Annotated in this window: 16 protein-coding genes and 1 tRNA gene; 11 read left to right on the top strand and 6 right to left on the bottom strand. The window is 69.2% G+C overall.

Going from position 1 to position 17,992, the window contains the following annotated elements:
• Positions 1–95 precede the first annotated feature (95 nt).
• Together QFW96_RS14705 and QFW96_RS14710 are read left to right on the top strand one after the other, a co-directional pair.
• Positions 96–740 (top strand): TetR/AcrR family transcriptional regulator, encoded by a 645-nt coding sequence (locus QFW96_RS14705; protein ID WP_281456202.1) that lies wholly within the window; start codon positions 96–98, stop codon positions 738–740.
• Between the two features lie 51 nt (positions 741–791).
• On the top strand, positions 792–1,502 hold the full coding sequence (locus QFW96_RS14710) for an MOSC domain-containing protein (protein ID WP_281456203.1): 711 nt from the start codon (positions 792–794) through the stop codon (positions 1,500–1,502).
• 51 nt (positions 1,503–1,553) lie between these two features.
• Here the strand turns inward: QFW96_RS14710 and QFW96_RS14715 are convergent, their stop codons facing one another.
• On the bottom strand, positions 1,554–1,775 hold the full coding sequence (locus QFW96_RS14715; protein ID WP_093414760.1) for a DUF3618 domain-containing protein: 222 nt from the start codon (positions 1,773–1,775) through the stop codon (positions 1,554–1,556).
• A 159-nt stretch (positions 1,776–1,934) separates the two neighbouring features.
• Between QFW96_RS14715 and QFW96_RS14720 the strand changes: the two genes are divergently transcribed.
• Both QFW96_RS14720 and dnaE read left to right on the top strand, forming a co-directional pair.
• Positions 1,935–2,008: transfer RNA gene (locus QFW96_RS14720), tRNA-Leu, on the top strand.
• 403 nt (positions 2,009–2,411) lie between these two features.
• Entirely contained in the window at positions 2,412–6,002 is a 3,591-nt protein-coding gene (dnaE, locus tag QFW96_RS14725; RefSeq protein ID WP_281456204.1) for a DNA polymerase III subunit alpha, read from the top strand.
• 309 nt (positions 6,003–6,311) lie between these two features.
• On the opposite strand, the gene QFW96_RS14730 is transcribed toward dnaE, so the two are convergent.
• Positions 6,312–7,067 carry an ATP-binding cassette domain-containing protein gene (locus QFW96_RS14730; RefSeq protein ID WP_281456205.1) on the bottom strand — a complete coding sequence of 252 codons (756 nt, stop codon included), beginning with the start codon at positions 7,065–7,067 and terminating at the stop codon, positions 6,312–6,314.
• 366 nt (positions 7,068–7,433) lie between these two features.
• Between QFW96_RS14730 and QFW96_RS14735 the strand changes: the two genes are divergently transcribed.
• Both QFW96_RS14735 and QFW96_RS14740 read left to right on the top strand, forming a co-directional pair.
• The gene (locus tag QFW96_RS14735) at positions 7,434–8,288 is read left to right on the top strand and encodes an SDR family oxidoreductase (protein WP_281456206.1); all 855 of its coding nucleotides are present in this window, start codon (positions 7,434–7,436) and stop codon (positions 8,286–8,288) included.
• 48 nt (positions 8,289–8,336) lie between these two features.
• Entirely contained in the window at positions 8,337–8,984 is a 648-nt protein-coding gene (locus QFW96_RS14740) for a response regulator (RefSeq protein ID WP_281456207.1), read from the top strand.
• Here QFW96_RS14740 and QFW96_RS14745 read toward each other — a convergent pair.
• Positions 8,981–9,229, bottom strand: a complete 249-nt coding sequence (locus QFW96_RS14745; protein ID WP_281456208.1) for a PLD nuclease N-terminal domain-containing protein — start codon at positions 9,227–9,229, stop codon at positions 8,981–8,983. The two genes, QFW96_RS14740 and QFW96_RS14745, sit on opposite strands and share 4 nt — an antisense overlap.
• 161 nt (positions 9,230–9,390) lie before the next feature.
• On the opposite strand from QFW96_RS14745, the gene QFW96_RS14750 reads away from it, so the two are divergent.
• The 5 genes from QFW96_RS14750 to QFW96_RS14770 all read left to right on the top strand — a co-directional run bounded on the left by QFW96_RS14750 (position 9,391) and on the right by QFW96_RS14770 (position 14,063).
• On the top strand, positions 9,391–10,518 hold the full coding sequence (locus tag QFW96_RS14750; protein ID WP_281456209.1) for a sensor histidine kinase: 1,128 nt from the start codon (positions 9,391–9,393) through the stop codon (positions 10,516–10,518).
• Positions 10,519–10,601: 83 nt separating this feature from the next.
• A complete protein-coding gene (locus QFW96_RS14755; protein ID WP_281456210.1) occupies positions 10,602–11,507 on the top strand; it encodes an ABC transporter ATP-binding protein in 906 nt (301 codons plus the stop codon).
• A complete protein-coding gene (locus QFW96_RS14760) occupies positions 11,504–12,247 on the top strand; it encodes an ABC transporter permease (protein WP_281456211.1) in 744 nt (247 codons plus the stop codon). Before QFW96_RS14755 ends, QFW96_RS14760 begins: the two co-directional genes overlap by 4 nt.
• 14 nt (positions 12,248–12,261) lie before the next feature.
• Entirely contained in the window at positions 12,262–13,413 is a 1,152-nt protein-coding gene (locus QFW96_RS14765) for a sensor histidine kinase (RefSeq protein ID WP_281456212.1), read from the top strand.
• An 89-nt stretch (positions 13,414–13,502) separates the two neighbouring features.
• On the top strand, positions 13,503–14,063 hold the full coding sequence (locus QFW96_RS14770) for a dihydrofolate reductase family protein (protein WP_281456213.1): 561 nt from the start codon (positions 13,503–13,505) through the stop codon (positions 14,061–14,063).
• Positions 14,064–14,346: 283 nt separating this feature from the next.
• Here the strand turns inward: QFW96_RS14770 and QFW96_RS14775 are convergent, their stop codons facing one another.
• The 3 genes from QFW96_RS14775 to QFW96_RS14785 form a co-directional block, all read right to left on the bottom strand.
• Positions 14,347–15,549 (bottom strand): Ig-like domain-containing protein, encoded by a 1,203-nt coding sequence (locus QFW96_RS14775; protein WP_281456214.1) that lies wholly within the window; start codon positions 15,547–15,549, stop codon positions 14,347–14,349.
• Positions 15,550–15,560: 11 nt separating this feature from the next.
• Entirely contained in the window at positions 15,561–16,073 is a 513-nt protein-coding gene (locus QFW96_RS14780; RefSeq protein WP_281456215.1) for a hypothetical protein, read from the bottom strand.
• Between the two features lie 233 nt (positions 16,074–16,306).
• Positions 16,307–17,932, bottom strand: coding sequence for an alpha-amylase family glycosyl hydrolase (locus QFW96_RS14785; protein ID WP_281456216.1), 1,626 nt, complete (start codon positions 17,930–17,932; stop codon positions 16,307–16,309).
• Positions 17,933–17,992: the final 60 nt, after the last annotated feature.

The raw sequence follows: 17,992 nt of genomic DNA on the forward strand, positions 1-17,992 counted from the left end.
CGGCAGCGGGCGCGGAGCCACCGCTCGGTGACTCTTCGCGACCCACCGATCACGTGCACAGGGGATGAACGCGCCGGGACCTTAGGATGGCTTCCGTGAACGCGCCGACCAGTAGTGCACTCCAGGAGGAAGCAGCGGTGGCCAGCCTCGAACCGAGCAGGCCGCCCGCCGGCCGGGGACGCCCGCGGGACGCCTCCCGCGACGCCGCGCTGCGCCAGGCCGCGATGGAGGTGCTGGCCCAGGTCGGCTACCGGGCCCTGACGATGGACGCCGTCGCCGCGCACGCGCGCGCGGGCAAGGCCACGATCTACCGCCGCTGGGACTCCAAGCTCGACCTGGTCATCGACACCTGCAACGAGCTGGTCCAGCGCCGCATCCCCGAACCCGACCTGGGGTCGGTGGCCGCCGACCTCGGCGAGTTCCTGCGCTCGTTCGCCACGCTGCTGACCGGCCCGGTCGGCAAGGCCGCCCAAGCCCTGGTCGGCGAGCTGCCGCACGAACCGGAGCTCGCGGTGAAGTTCCGCGAGTCGTTCCTGCTGCCGCAGCGCGACGTGCTGCGGCGGATCATGGAGCGCGGCGTGCAGCGCGGCGAGATCAGCCCGAACGCCCCGATCGACACCGTCGGCGAGCTGGCCGGTGCGGGCCTGATCTACCGGCTGATGCTGGCCGACGAACCGCTGGACACCGGTTTCGTGGACCGCCTGCTCAACGAGGCCCTGCTGCCGCTGCTCAAGCGCTGAGCCTCCGTTCGGCCGGTTAGGGTCGCAGGACGTCCCGGAGGGAGGTCGTTCGTGTCCGAGGTTGTTTCGCTCAGCCGCTGGCCGGTGAAGTCGCTGCGCGGCGAGCAGGTGACCGCCGCCCGCTTCGACGAGCGCGGCATGGCCGGTGACCGCGCCTACGCGCTGCTCGACGAGCGGCCGAACCGCGTCGGCAACATCGTCACGGTCCGGCAGAACCAGTCGCTGCTGTCCTGGTCGGCCCACTACGGCGACCAACCGGACCCGGTCGACTCACCGACCCTGGTCGGACCGGAATCCCAGCAGCTCTCCTGGGACGACCCGGCGCTGACCGGCGAGCTCTCGAAGTCGCTGGACATCCCGGTGCGGCTGAACCCGGCCGACGGCCAGCAGGACCGGGGCCCGACGGTGCTGGTCACCTTCGAGCCCTCGCGACGAGGTCTGGGCGAGGAGCTGGGCGCCGACGTCGACCTGCGGCGGTTCCGGACGAACCTGCACGTCGAGGGAGACCTGCCGCCGTTCGCCGAGCAGGACTGGGAACCGGGCACGACGATCACCGTCGGCGACGTGGAGCTGGCCGTGACCGGCGAGCACTCCGGCCCGTGCATCCGCTGCGCGGTGCCGAGCTGGGACGCCGAGGGGCGGGAGCGCTGGCGGGAGCTGCAGGCTCACCTGATCCAGCGGCACGAGAACAAGTTCGGCGTGATCATGAGGGTGACCCGGCCGGGCACGGTCGCGGTGGGCGACGCCGTCGCGGCGGGGTGAGCGGGTTCCGTTGTCCTGGGGCCAGGTCCGAGACCCCAGAACAACGGCACCTCACTTGAACAGCTTGCGCACGACCACGACGGTGACCAGTGCGCCGACCCCGATCAGCGCGTAGCGCACCTTGGGGTCGTTCAGCTTCTCCTTGACGCTGGCCTTGCCTGCGTCGACGAACTTCTGCGGGTTCGCCTGCACGCTCAGCCGGTCCAGCGTGTCGGCCAGCGCGTCACGCGCCTGCTCGATGTCACGCTCGATGGCATCTTGATCACGGGCCACGTGTCCTCCTCACGTTCACCTGGCTGCCCACACCGTAGTTCACGGCGGATCACTCGACGCACGAGCCGCGCCCATGTCCCCTGCTCGGGTCTGGCGCACCGCCGAAAACATGATCGACACACGCGATACGCTGTGTCCACCGAGGCCCGCAGGGCCGCAGGGGCCGTAGCCCAATTGGCAGAGGCACTAGGTTTAGGTCCTAGACAGTGAGGGTTCGAGTCCCTCCGGCCCCACTCGGCTCGGGGTGAGGTGTGTTCACGGAACGCGCGAACCATCTCGCCTCGTTGTGTTGGTTGCGGGGGCCGAGCCCCCGCAGGCCCCCACGGTGCGGTGCTCGCTCTCCGTCGGCGCCTCGGTTTGCGCGGCGTTCCCGGCCTGCTCGCTGACCAGCACTTCGTCGGTGTTCGGACCGGCTCGAAGTCGATCCAGCGGAGGTCATCGTCGAGTCCGTCGGTTCCGGCCCGGTCCGTCCAGGGTCGACGTCCGTTTTGCCTGGTCGATTCGGACTGAAACCGCCTGTCGACGACTCCCTGCGGGACGGTCGTGACCACGCTGGCGCGCCACCGCGATCACGTCGGGTGGGGCGACTAGAGTCGGGAGAGCTCCGCCCGGGTCGATGTCTTCGGAGAGGTCTGCGTGTCTGATCAGTTCGTTCACCTGCATGTGCACACCGAGTTCTCGATGCTCGACGGTGCTGCGAAACATGATGCGCTGTTCACCGAGGTCTCTCGGCTCGAACAGCCCGCGGTGGCGATGACGGACCACGGCAACATGTACGGGGCGCACTCCTTCTACACCAAGGCCACCAAGGCCGGGGTGAAGCCGATCATCGGCATCGAGGCCTACATCGCGCCGGAGAGCCGCTACCACAAGAAGCCGGTCTTCTGGGGTGAGCGGGCGCGCACCGGCAAGAAGGAAGTGGACGAGTACGGCGAGAGCGGCGACGTCTCCGGCGCCGGTGCCTACACGCACATGACGATGCTCGCGCAGAACTCGACCGGGCTGCGCAACCTGTTCAAGCTGTCCTCGCTGGCCAGCCTCCAGGGCTTCTTCCGCAAGCCACGGATGGACAAGGAGCTCATCGCCGAGCACTCCGAGGGCATCATCGCCACCTCCGGCTGCCTCGCGGGCGAGATCCTGACCCGGCTGCGCCTGGGGCAGAAGCAGGAAGCGCTGCAGGCCGCCTCGGACTACAAGGACATCTTCGGGCCGGACCGCTTCTTCATCGAGGTCATGGACCACGGGATCCAGATGGAGCGCAACATCCGGACCGAGCTGCTGGACCTCGCCAAGCAGCTGGACCTGCGGACGGTGGCGACCAACGACAGCCACTACGTCACCAACGACCAGGCCGGTCACCACGACGCGCTGCTGTGCCTGCAGACCCGCTCGATGATCGCCGACACCGACCGGTTCAAGTTCAACGGCGACGGCTACCACATCAAGAGCTCCGAGGAGATGCGCGCGTACTGGGACGAGGAGGTCCCGGGCGCGGCCGACAGCACGCTGCTCATCACCGACATGGTCGAGGGCTACGAGGAGGCGTTCGCGCCGCACAACCGGATGCCGCAGGCCAAGGTCGAGGCCGGCCGCACCGACGTGGAGATGCTGCGCGACGAGGTCGAGTCGTTCATCCCGACCCGCTTCAAGGACGGCCAGTTCACCCAGGAGTACCGCGACCAGCTGGAGTGGGAGCTCAAGGTCATCACGGAGAAGGGCTACAGCTCCTACTTCCTGGTGGTCGGCGACATGATCCGCTGGGCCAAGAACAACGGCATCCGGGTGGGCCCGGGTCGTGGTTCGGCGGCGGGTGCGCTGCTGTCGTACGTGCTGCACATCATCGACATCGACCCGCTGCAGCACGGGTTGCTGTTCGAGCGGTTCCTCAACCCGGAGCGCGACTCCCCGCCCGACATCGACATCGACTTCGACGAGCGCCAGCGCGAGCGGGTCATCCAGTACGCCAAGGAGAAGTACGGCGAGGAGTACTTCGCCAAGGTCATCACCTACGGCACGATTAAGACGAAGGCCGCGTTCAAGGACGCCGCCCGCGTGCACATGGGGCAGGCGGGCTTCCAGCTCGCCGACCAGTTCTCCAAGGCGCTGCCCGCGCCGATCGCGGCGAAGGACATCCCGCTGTCGGGCATCGTCGATCCCGAGCACGAGCGCTACCCGGAAGCCGCCGAGGTCCGCTCGCTGATCGAGACCGATCCGCAGATCGGCAAGATCTTCGACACCGCCCGCGGCCTGGAGGGCCTGATCCGCAACGCGGGCGTGCACGCGTGCGCGCACATCATCTCGCGCGAACCGCTGCTGGACGTGCTGCCGCTGTGGAAGCGCGACGACGGCGAGATCATCACCGGCTGGGACGGCCCGCAGTGCGAGGCCGTGGGCCTGCTCAAGATCGATATCCTGGGCCTGGTCAACATGACCACGATCGACGACACCGTGCGGATGGTGAAGGCCAACCACGGCACCGAGGTCGAACCGCTGGACATCCCGCTGGACGACACCAAGACCTACGAGATGCTCGGCCGCGGCGAGTCCCTGGGAGTGTTCCAGCTTGAAGGTGGCGGCATGCAGTCGCTGCTCAAGCGCATGCAACCGACCCGGTTCGGCGACATCGTCGCCTGCGTGGCGCTGTACCGGCCGGGCCCGATGGACGTCAACGCGCACCTGGACTACGCGGACCGCAAGAACGGCAAGAAGCCGGTCGAGCCGATCCACCCGGAGCTGGACGAGCCGCTCAAGGACATCCTGGGCGAGACCTACGGTCTGATCGTCTACCAGGAGCAGATCATGGCGATCGCCCAGAAGGTCGCCGGGTACACGCTCGGACAAGCGGACCTGCTGCGGCGGGCGATGGGCAAGAAGAAGAAGGAGGTGATGGACGAGCAGTTCGCCAACTTCTCGGCGGGCATGCAGGAGCGCGGCTACTCGAAGGATGCGATCGAGCAGCTGTGGGCCACCGTCCTCCCCTTCGCCGGCTACGCGTTCAACAAGTCCCACGCCGCGGCGTACGGCCTGGTGACCTACTGGACCGCCTACTTCAAGGCCCACTACCCGGCCGAATACATGGCCGCGCTGCTGACCGCGAACAGCAACAACAAGGACAAGACCGCGGTCTACCTGTCCGAGTGCCGCCGGATGAGCATCCAGGTGCTGCCGCCGGACGTGAACGAGTCGATGACCCAGCACACGGCCGTCGAGGGCCGCATCCGCTTCGGCATGGGCGCGATCCGCAACGTCGGCGCCAACGTCGTCGAGTCGGTCATCTCCTCGCGGGAGGAGAAGGGGAAGTTCTCGTCGTTCACCGACTTCCTCGACAAGATCGAGATCACCGCCTGCAACAAGCGGGTCATCGAATCGCTGATCAAGGCGGGTGCGTTCGACTCGCTCGGCCACACCCGGATGGCGCTCAACGCCCACCACGAGGCCGCGGTGGACGCGGTGATCGGCCTCAAGCGGCAGCAGGCGATGGGTCAGTTCGACCTCTTCGGCGGCGACGACGCGGGGCCGTCCGAGGACACCTCGCCGCTGGCGCACCTGCAGTTCACCGACGAGGAGTGGCCGCGCAAGCAGCTGCTGGCCTACGAGCGCGAGATGCTGGGCCTGTACGTCTCGGCGCACCCGCTCGACGGCGCCGAGCGGCTCCTCGCGCCGTACCAGGACACCAGCATCGCCGAGCTCGTCGGCGGTGAGCGCGAGCCCAGCGGTTACGGCAGCAAGGAGCAGCAGCCCAAGATCGCCGGGATGATCTCCGGCATCCAGCGGCGGCTGAACAAGAACGGTCAGCCGTGGGCGATCGTGACCCTGGAGGACTTCGAGGCCAGCATCGAGGTGCTGTTCTTCCCGAAGTCCTACGAGATGTTCGCCGACTGCCTGGTCGAGGACAACGCGCTGGCGGTCAAGGGCCGGGTCAACGAGCGCGAGGGCGAGATCAGCGTGTTCGCCTCCGACGCCGTGCCGATCGACATCACCGCCGCCGAGACCGATCCGGGCAGCGAACCGCCGCTGGTGCTGCGCGCGGACTCCCGGAAGCTCACCGAGGACGTGATCAGCGAGCTCAAGCAGACCTTCGCCGCGCACAAGGGCACCACCCCGGTGCACGTGCACCTCGGCAAGACCCGCCTGGAACTCCCGAAGTGGCCGGTCAACGTCTGCACCGAACTCGTCTCCGAGCTCAAGTCGGTCCGAGGAATCGCGGTCGAAAGAGCAGGCCGCTGACACCCGTGGTCCGGAGCCTCCAGCTCCGGACCGCTCCGGACCACGGACTTCTCCGGCCCCTTCGCGCGGCTCCAAGACCGCCAACGCCAACCCGCTGACCAGCGCGTTATCACTTCTGCAGACGCTTGACCATCAATTCTGCAGACGGTCGACCATCGCGTTTACGCGCTTGATCAACTATCGCGTTCGCATTCGGTCGGGTTTCGCGTTCGCGCTCAGCGGGGACAGTTTTTCCTCGAATCACCCATGATCAATGTCCGTTATGCCGGGACAGTTCTCACTAAAACTGTCCCCTGGTGACCACGAACCTCACGTACCGAGCGGCGAGAAGAACCCCTGCACGTAGAGATCCGGGAGAGTGCGGAGGCTCCCGGGAGAGCCGGCGGCGACGAGGTCGCCGTCGCGGAGGAAGAGCATGTGGTCGACGATGGCGAGGTCGAGCAGTTTCGGGACGTCGTGGGTGATCGCGAGGACCGCCGTTCCGGCATCGGCGCAGGTACGCAGGCTCTCCCAGACCGCGTAGGCGGTGGCCGTGTCGAGTGAGGCGGTCGGTTCGTCCACGACCAGCAGTTTCGGGATCGGGAGGATCGCGGCCGCCAACGCGGCGCGCTGGATCTGCCCGCTCGAATGCTGCTCCGGAAGCAGACTCAGCGCTTCAGCCGGGTACTGCGCTGCCGCGCAAGCCTTCTCGACGCTCCAACCCCCGTGCCGTTCGCGCAGCGCCCGCAGCTGCGAACCGACATCGGTGCCCGGATCGAAGGCGGTGACGCCTTCCTGCGGCAGGAATCCGATGGTCTTCCCGCGCAACCGCCGCCACTCACGCTGATCGACCACGGGCTCACCGTCGAGCAGCACGACCCCGGTGCGCTGCGCAGACGCAGGCAGCGACCCGGTCAAAGCAGCCGCGAGCATCGACTTCCCACAACCCGACTCGCCGAGCAGCGCCGTCACCCGCCCTTCCGGCACGGCGAAGCTCACGGACCGGAGAACGGTCTCGCTCCACCGCCCGGTATCGACGTGAACCGTCACCCCGCGCAGCTCAGCGACCGCTCTCTCCCGATGCACGCACTCGACCATGACAGGCCCGATCGCGGAAATCACCCCGGGCTCGAACATCAGCCGCGGATGGCACCGCGGGGCCAGAGGATCGTGACACGGGGATCTGTGGGTCGACGTGGCCGCCAAGTGCGGGCCAGGTGATGCCGAGGACGGCTGCTGCGCGGCGAGCGGCGTCGACGGGAACGAGAGCTGCTTCCCGGACCGGCCCGCGGAGACCGAGTCGCGCACACCGACTTGCACCGGGAGCAGTTGCGCATCGGCCCCGACAGGACAGCGCACGTGGCTCGCGCGTACGCGTGGGGGCGGTTGTCGGGTTGCGGTTCGGTCGTAGGGTCTTTGTAGGCGGTTGCTTACTTCTGATCGGGGTTGGGCATGGGTAGTGACGGACGGGTTTGTGTTGTGACCGGGGCGAATTCCGGGACCGGGTACGTGACGGCGTTGGAGCTCGCCCGGGGCGGGGCGACCGTCGTGATGATGTGCCGGAACGCCGAGAAGGGCGAGGCCGCGCGGGCTGCGATCGTGGCCGAGACCGGGAACGATCGGGTCGAGCTGATCGTGGTGGACCTGGCCGAGATGGCCGACGTGCGCCGGGCCGTGCGGGAGTTCACCGAGCGGCACTCGACGCTGGACGTGCTGGTCAACAACGCCGGGGGCATCACCCAGACCCGCCGCGAGTCCTCCGAGGGGCTGGAGGCGATGTTCGCGGGCAACTACCTCGGGCACTTCCTGCTGACGACCTCGCTGCTCGACCAGCTCAAGGCCGCCGAGCACGCGCGGATCGTCAACGTCAGCTCGATGGCGCACAAGGGTGCGCGGATCGACTTCGACGACCTCCAGAACCGCAGCGGCAAGAACGCGATGCGCGGGTACGGGCAGTCGAAGCTCGCGCAGATCCTGTTCACCTACGAGCTCGCCGAACGGCTCCGCGGAACCGACGTCACCGTCAACGCGATGCACCCCGGGGCCGTCGCGTCCGGGTTCAAGAACGGCACCGACGGCGTCGTCAAGGCCGTGATCGGGGCTTTCTACGCGGGTTTCGGCATCTCGCCGGAGAAGGGCGCCGACACGATCCTGCACCTGGCTAACTCGCCGGAGGTCGCCGACGTCACCGGCGAGTACTTCATCAAGCGCCGCCCGGTGGCCACCAGCAAGACCTCCTACGACGTCGAGGTGCGGCGGCGGCTGTGGGCCGTTTCCGAGAAGCTGATCGCCGACATCGCGGGCTGATATACCGTTGAGGTGGTGGATCTTCTCTAGCTGCGGACGTGGTGATCGGTGAGCGTCAAGGTTGTTCTGCTCGATGACGAGGACCTGGTGCGGTCCGGGATCCGGATGATCCTGGAGTCCGACCCCGAGATCCAGGTGGTCGCCGAGGCCGCCAACGGCAGCGGGATCGTCGACCTGGTCGCCAAGCACGCGCCGGACGTGGTGCTCACCGACATCCAGATGCCCGAGGTCGGCGGCCTGGAGGTGACCCGGCGCATCGCCGGGCTGCCCGACCCGCCCGCGGTGGGCGTGCTGACCACCTTCGACATCGACGAGTACGTGCACGCGGCCCTGCAGAACGGGGCGGCCGGATTCCTGCTCAAGGACACCCGGCCGCACGACCTCGTCGCCGCCGTGCACACCCTCGCCGGGGGCGAGGCGATGCTCTCGCCCCGCATCACCCGGAAGCTCCTGGCCGCCTTCTCCACCGGCGGCGGCGCCGCGCAGTCGGCGAAGACCAAGATGGAGCAGCTGACCGCGCGGGAGCGCGAGGTGGCCGTGGCCGTCGCGCAGGGTTCGAGCAACGCCGAGATCGCCGCCGACCTCTACATGAGCCAGTCCACCGTGAAAGTCCACATCGGACGGATCATGCACAAGCTGGACGCCGTCAACCGAACCCAGGTCGCGATCATCGCCCACGACGCCGGTCTGGCCTAGCAGGCGGCTCGGCGGTAGGCGTCTCCGCGGCCGATGAGGAACCACGCGAGCACGCCCAGGAACGGGGCGCAGAAGGCGATCACCAGCCACACCAGCGTCATGCCGAACGACAGCGGCGAACCGATGATGCTCACCACCGCGCAGATGAACAGCGCCAGCCAGCCGATCAGCAGCAGGCCGACCAGACCGAAGCCGCCGAACGCGAGCAGTTGCTCCGGGCTGTTGAAGAGCTGTTCCCAATCCATTGCGTGTCCCTTCCACGAGTTCGTCGTTCGATCACCAACGCTATGGATCCGCGGCCGCCGGGACGTCCCCCTACCCGCTCGACCGAACTTGGCCGAAAGTCGTACCCAGCCCGGCCGGTCGGCGAAGGTGAGCGGCGATCGGCGCAGCTAGAGTCGATCCGGTGCGCCACCTCCTCGACCGTGAGCGCCTGCTGTCCTGGTGGGACGGCAAGGTGCACCACCTGCTGATCGACGTCGCCGTCGCGCTGTGCTTCTGCGGCCTGTTCCGGGAATTCGACTCGCCGTGGGTCTTCCTGCTGCACCTCGCCGCCCTGGTCGCCCTGCTGGTGCGCAGGCGGTTCCCGCTGGCTCTCGCAGCCGTGTCGATCGCGCTGATCGCCTTCGCCCAGTACCTGCCGGTGGCCTGGGTGGCGCTCTACACCTGCGCGCGGCGCTACGGCGCGTCCCGCACGACGTGGATCACCGGTGTGGTGATCATCGCCGTCGGGGTCGGCTCGAACTTCGTCCGCTACCCCGGCTGGGACGGGTTCGCGTCCGTGCTGAGCATCGGGGTGAACGCGGCGCTGTTCACGGTCCCGGGCATGCTCGGGTTGTGGCTGCAGCAGCGGCAGGTGCTCGTGGCCGCCACCCGCGAGCGCATCGAGCGGGCCGAGCGGGAACGCGCGCTGCGGGCCGAGCGGGCCGTCGGCGAGGAGCGGCGCCGCATCGCCCGCGAGCTGCACGACGTCATCGCCCACCGGGCCAGCGTGCTGTCGCTGCAGGCCGGGGCGCTGACGATGCACGCGAAGGACGAGCGCACCGCCGAGACCGCCGAGACCATCCGGGACAACAGCGCCAAGGCCCTCACCGAGCTGCGGGGCATGCTGCGCGTCCTGCGCGAAGGCCCCTCGGAGATCGCCGAGGCGCCGACCGCGGGCGACATCGCCGAGCTGGTGCGCGAGAACGGGCCCGGGGTGCGGCTGAGCATCCCCGACGAGTTGCCGGAGACCTCCGGGACCACCGGCCGCGCCGCCTACCGGGTGGTGCAGGAAGCGCTGACCAACGCCGCGCGGCACGCGCCGGACGCCGACGTGTCCGTCGTCGTCGAGGCCGGTGACGCGCTGTCGGTGACCGTCACCAACGGCCCGAGCGCGCAGCCGCCCGCCTCCGGCGCCGGGTACGGGCTGCTCGGGATGCGGGAGCGGGTCGCCCTCGCGGGCGGGACGCTGGAGACCGGGCCGACCGGCGACGGCGGGTTCCGGGTGGCGGCGGTGCTGCCGAAGGTGCCCGAAAGTCGTACCGACTCGTAGCTGGAAGTAAGACGCCCCGCACCCTGCGGATTCGCGATTCTCGATGCCATGCGGGACATCCGATCCGACATCGAGGAGCAGGGTTGATCACCATCAGGGAACTGACCAAGCGCTACGGCGACCAGCTCGCCGTGGACCAGCTCACCTGCACCATCCGGCCGGGGGTCGTGACCGGCTTCCTCGGCCCGAACGGGGCCGGCAAGTCCACGACGATGCGGCTCATGCTCGGCCTCGACCGCGGCGAGGGCGAGGTGCGCTTCGGCGGCCGCACCTACCGAGAACTGCCGAACCCGGTGCGCAGCGTGGGCGCGCTGCTCGACGCTCGGGCCGTGCACCCGGGCCGCACGGCGCTCCAGCACCTGCGGATGATCGCGGCGGGCGCCGGGATCCCCGAGCAGCGGGTGCGCGAAGTGCTGGCCGCCGTCGGGCTCGACGACGTGCGGTTCCGCCGCGCGGGCGGGTTCAGCCTCGGCATGCAGCAGCGGCTGGGCATCGCGGCGGCGCTCATCGGCGACCCGGAGCACGTGATCCTCGACGAGCCCACCAACGGGCTCGACCCCGAAGGGGTGCGCTGGATCAGGGCGCTGCTGCGCAACCTCGCCGACGAGGGCAAGACCGTGTTCGTCTCCTCGCACCTGCTCTCCGAGGTCGCGCAGCTCGCCGACGACCTCGTGGTCATCGGCGAGGGCAAGCTGATCGCCGCCGAGCCGGTGCGCGACTTCATCGCCGCGCACACCCGCACCCACGTCGTCGTCCGGACCCCTGACGCCGATCGGTTCCAGGAGTGGTTGCGCGCCAACGGGTTCCCGGTCGCGCAGGAGGACGACGGCGCGCTGCGGGTCGACAGCGGCGACGTCGACGCGGTCAGCGCCGCCGCCCGCCGGGCCGGTGTCGCGATCCGCGAGCTGCACACCCGCCGCAGCAGCCTGGAGGACGCGTTCTTCAACGCCACCGCCGACGCCACGAGCTACCGAGGAGAAGCAGCATGAGGACGCTGGAAGCCCAGCCGCTCGCCGACCGATCCCCCGGCTTCGGGCGCTCGCTGGGGTACGAGTGGGCCGCGTTCCGGAGCCTGCGGTCCAACTGGGTGCTGATGGGGTCCGCGGTGGTCGTCCAGCTGCTGCTGACGATCGTCGCGCACGACGGCCGCGACACCGGCGACATCACCTTCGACAAGGTGCTCTCGGTCGCGTGGCTGTTCACGGTCCTGGTGGCGGCGTTGGGGGTCAACGCCTTCGGGACCGAGTACCGGCACCGGACGATCGTGACGACGGTGCTCACCGCCCGGTCCCGGACGCACGTGCTGCTCGCCAAGGCGGTCGTGGTCACCTCGGCCGCGATCGTCACCGAGTGCGCGGTGCTCGCCTCGTCCTGGCTGGTGCTCGCGGGGATGTTCGGGGCGGCGCCGACGGTGTCGACCTCGCTGGCGCTGGGCTCGGGGGCGATCGTCTACACCGCGCTGGCCACGCTGGTGGGGCTGGGGCTCGCGGTGCTGCTGCACGGGTCGATCACGCCGATCGCGATGCTGGTGGTGTGGCCGCAGATCGAGATGTTCCTGATCAACCGGCTGGACCTGCCGGAGTGGCTGCTGACCGTGCTGCACCCGTTCTACTCGGCGCGGCAGCTGATCAACGACTCCCCCGAGTGGCCGGGGGCGCTGCCGCTGCTGGGGCTGGCGGCGGTGCTGCTGGGGGCCTCCGCCATCGTGCTGACCCGTCGCGACGTGTGAGTACCGTGACGGGCGTGCTGGTCGAACGGAAGCGCTCGTGGTTGGCGTGGTGGGACGGTTCGCCGCGGTCGCTGCTGTTCGACCTCGCGGTGGCGGCGGCCCCGATCGCCGGGGAGTTCTACTCGCACGGCGGCCGTCTCAGCGACACCGCTCCGCTGACGATCGCGGCGCTGATCACCGGATTCCTCGCGCTGGTGGTGCGCAGGCGCTTCCCGTTCGCGGTGGCGCTGGTGGTCGCCGCGACAGGCCTGCCGATGGATCCCGTGATCGGCCTGTCCGAGGTCGCGCTCTACACCGCGGCGAGCAGGCTCGGCCCGCGAGGGCTGACGTGGATCGCCGTCGCCGCCCACCTGGGGGCCGAGGTGCCGCTCATCTGGGGCTGGGAGCGGTTCGTGCTGGTCCCGATGGCGAGCGTCGTCGTCGGAACGGTGGTCGTGCCGCTGCTTCTCGGGCTGTGGGTGTTCGGACGCCGGCGCGCGCTGGCCGACTTCCGGGAGCGGGCCGCGCAGATCGAGCGCGAGCGGGAGCTGCTGGCCGAGCGGGCCGTGGAGGCGCAGCGGCGCGAGATCGCCCGCGAGATGCACGACGTCGTCGCGCACCGCATCGGCGTGGTCTCCCGGCACGCCGACGCGCTCGCCCGCCAGGCCACCGACGAGCGCAGCGCGGAGCTCGCCGAGGTCCTCCGCTCGACCAGCGCGACCGCGATTTCGGAGCTGCACGACATGTTGCGCGCCTTGCGCGACGACGCCGAACCGGAGCCCGCGTCGGCGAGCACCACCGGCATCGCCGACCTCGTCGACGGCGCCGTGCGGTCGGGGGCGAACGTGCGGCTGGAGATGCCCGAACCCGCCCCTGAGGTCCCGCCCGAGGTGGGGCGCGCGGCCTACCGCGTGGTGCAGGAAGCGCTGACCAACGCCGCCAAGCACTCCCCGCACGCGGCGGTTCGGGTGGAGGTGCGCTGCGAGGACGAGGAGCTGTCGGTGGAGGTGACCAACCGCCGGAGCACTCGCGGGCACGACGTCGCACTCCCCACCTCCGGGTTCGGGCTGGTCGGCATGCGCGAACGGGTGGCCCTCACCGGAGGCACCCTCCACACCGGCCGCACCCCCGAGGGCGGCTACCGAGTCCACGCCTCCTTCCCCCTCACCTCGGGCGCCGACGGCTGAGGGCTCCTGGGGCTCGGCCCCGACGACCGATGAGTTTCCGCCCTCGCATCGGTCATTCCTCGCAGGAGCTGCGCTGGAAGGAGATCGAGATGTCGGAACTGATGGTGGACTTCATCATCTCGCTCGACGGGTACGCGTCCGCCGAGGGATGGCCCGGGTTCTGGGGAATGGAGGGGCCGGAATACCTCGACTGGATCGCCGGGGAGGCCGAGGCGCAGCACGTCGCGCTCATGGGCGCGACGACCTACCGGCTGATGTCCGGCTTCGCCGCCGAAGCACCGTCAGAAGCCGGACTCGCCGAGCTGACCGCGCTGCCCAAGGTCGTCTTCTCCTCCACCCTGACCGCGCCGCTGGCCTGGGAGAACAGCGAGCTGATCACGGGCGATGCCGTCACCGCGGTCCGGGAGATGAAGCGACGCGAGACCCGGGAGCTGCGCACCATCGGCAGCCTCAGCCTGAGCCGTTCGCTGCTGGAAGCCGGCGTCGTGGATCGGTTCCGCGTGGTCGTCTTCCCGGTCATCACCGGCAAGACCGGCCGGGAGCGGATCTTCGACGGCTACCCCGACATCAAGCTCGACCTGATCACCAGCCGCACCTTCGACAACCGCCTCCAACTCCTCGAATACACCCCGACGATCCTCGACGCCTGAACGCTCGGGGCAGGGCCACCCGGGGCCACGAGAGCAGTGGCCGGGGCAGTTCCAGTGAAGACTGTCCGGACGGGCCCCCGGGCCCCCGGGCCCCAGGGCTCCCGGCCTCGGCCGAGGGTTGGGACAGTTTTAGCCATAATCACCCATGATCAATGTCCGTTTTGCCCGGACAATTATGGCTAAAACTGTCCCCCACCCACTTCGAACGCCCCGCCGCACCCGGACGAAGACCGGCGCCGGGCACCGCGAGGGTGCCCGGCGCCGATGTCGATCTCTCCCGGTGTCAGGACTTGGTTTTGCGGGTGCGGTGCACCGCGGTGGCGCCGCCGAGCATCAGCAGCACGCCGAGCAGTCCCAGCAGTCCGACGTCGACCGGCGAACCGGTCTGCGCCAGCGGCGCGGTCGAGCCGCCACCCGATCCCGAGGTCTGCTGAACACCACCACCGTCACCGGTGCCGCCCGACGGGCAGGCGACCGTGATCGTCACGGGAGCACTCGCTTCCGAAGCCGCGCGGGCGTCGGTGGTCTGCGTCGCCGTGATGGTGTGCTCGCCGCAGGACAACGGCTCGCTCGGGGTGAACGTCCAGGTGCCGTCGGAGTTGACCACGGCCGTGCCCATCAGCCGACCGTTGTCGTAGACGGTCACGGTCGCGCCCGGCTCACCGGTCCCGGTGATCGGCGGCGTGGTGTCGTCCACAGTGGTCCCCGTCGCCGGTGACGTGATCACCGGCGGTTCCGGCGCGGGCGGGCCGGGAACCGTGACCGTGACGGAGTTCGACGGGTCCGACGTCGCGCCGTCGGGGCCCGACTGCGTCGCGGTGATCTGGTGATCACCGGGGCTCCACGGCTCCGTCGGCGTGAACGTCCACGTCCCGTCCGGATTGACCGTCGTGGTGCCGATCGGCTGACCGTTGTCGTAGACGGTCACCTCCGCGCCGGGAACACCCGTGCCGGTGATCGTCGGCGGGTTGTCGGTGACCGTGGAGCCGTCCAGCGGCGAGGTGATCGTCGGCGCGTCGACGCGGTCGCACTCCACGCCGCCCTCGGGGGCCGTCGCCGTGGCGCTCAGCGGCAGCAGTCCGAGGTCCAGGTTCGCGATCTGCCCCAGCAGCGGTGCCGAGATGGAACCGCTGAGGTTGAGGAAGTCCATCGAGCCCGACGCGGTCGCCCCGACCGAGTTGTCCTGCAGCTCACCGACGCTCAGCGTCAGGTTCGTCTGCGCGAACCCGAGGTCGAGGTTGATCGGGATCGACATGCCCGCGGTGAGCACGGTGGTCTGCCCGGCGATCGTCACCGCGACCGAGTAGTCGTCGGCGGTGACCGTGCCGGTCGTCCCGTCGGAGGTCGCGGTGATCGTGGGCGAGTCGAGCACCTGGACCTGGACGAGGTTGTTGATCAGCGACAGGCTCGCGACGTTGCCCGTCGCGGTCGAGACGACCGAACCCGCGTTGAGCGTCGTGTTGCCCGACGTCGACACCGCGCCCACGTTCAGGACGTTCAGCCCGGTGCCTGCGACGTCGATCCCGAGGTTGGCGTTGGCCAGCTCGGTGGTCGATTCGGCGATGGGCGTGCCGTCGGGAACGCAGGAGAGGTCCCCCCCGGCCAGTTCGTGCTGCCCGAGCCCTGCAGCGCGCCGACGTTGAGCACGCCCGGAACGGTGATGTCACCGAGGCCCATCGCGTAGGAATCGGTCGGTGTTCCCGGCCCGGAATTGGCCTCACCGCTGATCAAGTCGACCGGCAGGCCCAGCGCGTTCGCCCCGACGTTGGAGGATTCCGCGTGCGCCCGAGGGTCTTCGGTGCTGTTGATGTCCGTGGCCGAATTACCGATGTCGGCGTCGATGGTGGGCACGCCGAGACCGCTGAGACCGAGGGAGAGAACGTCACCGGAGGTGGATCCTGAGTATTGCGCGGGAAGCGGTTCCGCGTACGCGGGTGCGTGGGCCAGGACCCCCATGGACAGTGCCATGAGCACTGAGATGAAGGCCGATTTCGATCGGCGCTTGGACATGGAGAACGACTTTCCGAACCGAGGGAGCAATATCAACGATCATGCGAAGATCGTTGTGGAGCTTAATCTTCCATTTCGAATTCGGCCTGGCGGTAACCACCATTGGGCGACCTGAACATCCTATTTGGTCGGACGGTCGAAACATGAAAAGAATTGCGGGATGAGCTTTCTCGGAATGCGATCAAGAAAAGGCCGGACTCAGGATGATCCGAGTCCGGCCGCTCACCGCAAAATCATCGAAGATCGAGAATGGCGTATCCGAAAGCCGGAACCGTCACGGTGCGCCCGCTGATGCGGACACCGCTGTCCTCCACCGGCTTCGCGCGCGCCAGCCGTTCGTCGGGCACCTCCGCGGCCACCTCCTCGCGACTCGGGTTGACCGTCACCAGGAACCGGTCACCGCGCAAGTAAGTCAGCGGGTACCCGTCGTGGAACACCTCCACCGCACCCCTGCTGCCGAGCTCGGGGTGGCGCTTGCGCAGCGCGATGACCCGCTGCACGAAGTTCAGCAGCGAACCCGGATCGGCGAGCTGGCCGGCGACCGTCGGCCGGTTCGGGTCGGGATCCTGCGGGATGTAGAGCTCGTCGGCCGGAGCCGTGGAGAACCCGGAGTTGGGCCCGTCGTCCCACTGCATCGGCGTTCGGTTGTTCTGCCTGCCCGCGCTGCCCTCGACGTCGGGGAGCCCTTCGATCAGGCGCATCCCGATCTCCTCGCCGTAGTACAGGGTCGGAACGGTCGGCCAGGTCAGCCAGAACGCGAACGCCGCCGGGATCTCCTCCGGCTTGCGGACCCCGTTGTTGAGCCGCAGCGCGCCGTCGTGGTTGGCCGAGGGCAGCAGGACGTGCCCGGGACGCCCGATGGTCCGCTCGGTCTCCTTCCACGCGTCGACGAAGACCTTGGCGGTGCCGGTCCCGTCAGCGCCGAAGTAGGGGTTGTCCTGCCACAACGTCTTCCACGGCGCGCCGTCGCCGGGACCGTTGACGGGCAGGAAGAAGTCGCCGTCGAAGCCCGCCGGGACCGAGGTGGCCGGGTCGCCCCACTCGGCGATCATCACCGCGTCGGGGTGCTTCTCGCCGAGCCACGCCCGCATCTCGCCCCACAGCTTGCCGGTCTCGACCCAGCCCGGGTCGTCCTTGACCAGCGTCGCCGCCAGGTCGCAGCGGAAGCCGGAAATCCCCAGCTTCAGCCAGTGATCCATCACCTCGCGCATCGCTTCCCGATTGCGCTTGGGGCCTTCGGCGTCGACCGGCTGGCGCCACGGCTCGTCCGGGTTCATCCGGCCGTAGCCGTAGTTGATCGCGGGCTGGGTGTCGTAGTAGTTCTTCAGGAACGCGCCCTCGCGCGGTCCGGGCGAGGCCACGAAGTCCTCCGGCAGGCTGCCGTCCGGCGGCAGCTGGTCCGGCGTCGCCCACACGTAGCGGTTGTCGGCGGGGTCGTTCAGCGAGTTGAGGAACCACGGGTGCTGGTCCGAGGTGTGCCCGGCGACCAGGTCGAACAGCACCCGGATGCCGCGCGACCGCGCCGCTTCCACCATCGCGGCCACGTCGTCCTGCGTGCCGTAGCGCGGGTGCACGCCGACGTAGTCGGTGATGTCGTAGCCGGCGTCGGTGAACGGCGACGGGTAGACCGGGTTCACCCAGATCGCGGTCACGCCGAGCCAGGCCAGGTGGTCGAGGTGCTCGGTGATGCCGCGCAGGTCGCCGATCCCGCTGCCGTCGGTGTCGGCGAAGCTCTGCGGATACACCTGGTAGAGCACGGCGTCGGCCAGCCACGAGGGCTGACCGGACGCCGCGGCGGGCCTCATCCGCGCGATCGGCATCGCAGCCGCTCCCGCGAGCACCGCCCCCGTACCGACCATGAACGACCGCCTCGACACCACAGCACCCAGCTCCCGTCTGAATACGTATTCAAAGCCGGG

This window comes from Saccharopolyspora ipomoeae, assembly GCF_029952525.1.
Taxonomy (GTDB): Bacteria; Actinomycetota; Actinomycetes; order Mycobacteriales; family Pseudonocardiaceae; genus Saccharopolyspora; species Saccharopolyspora ipomoeae.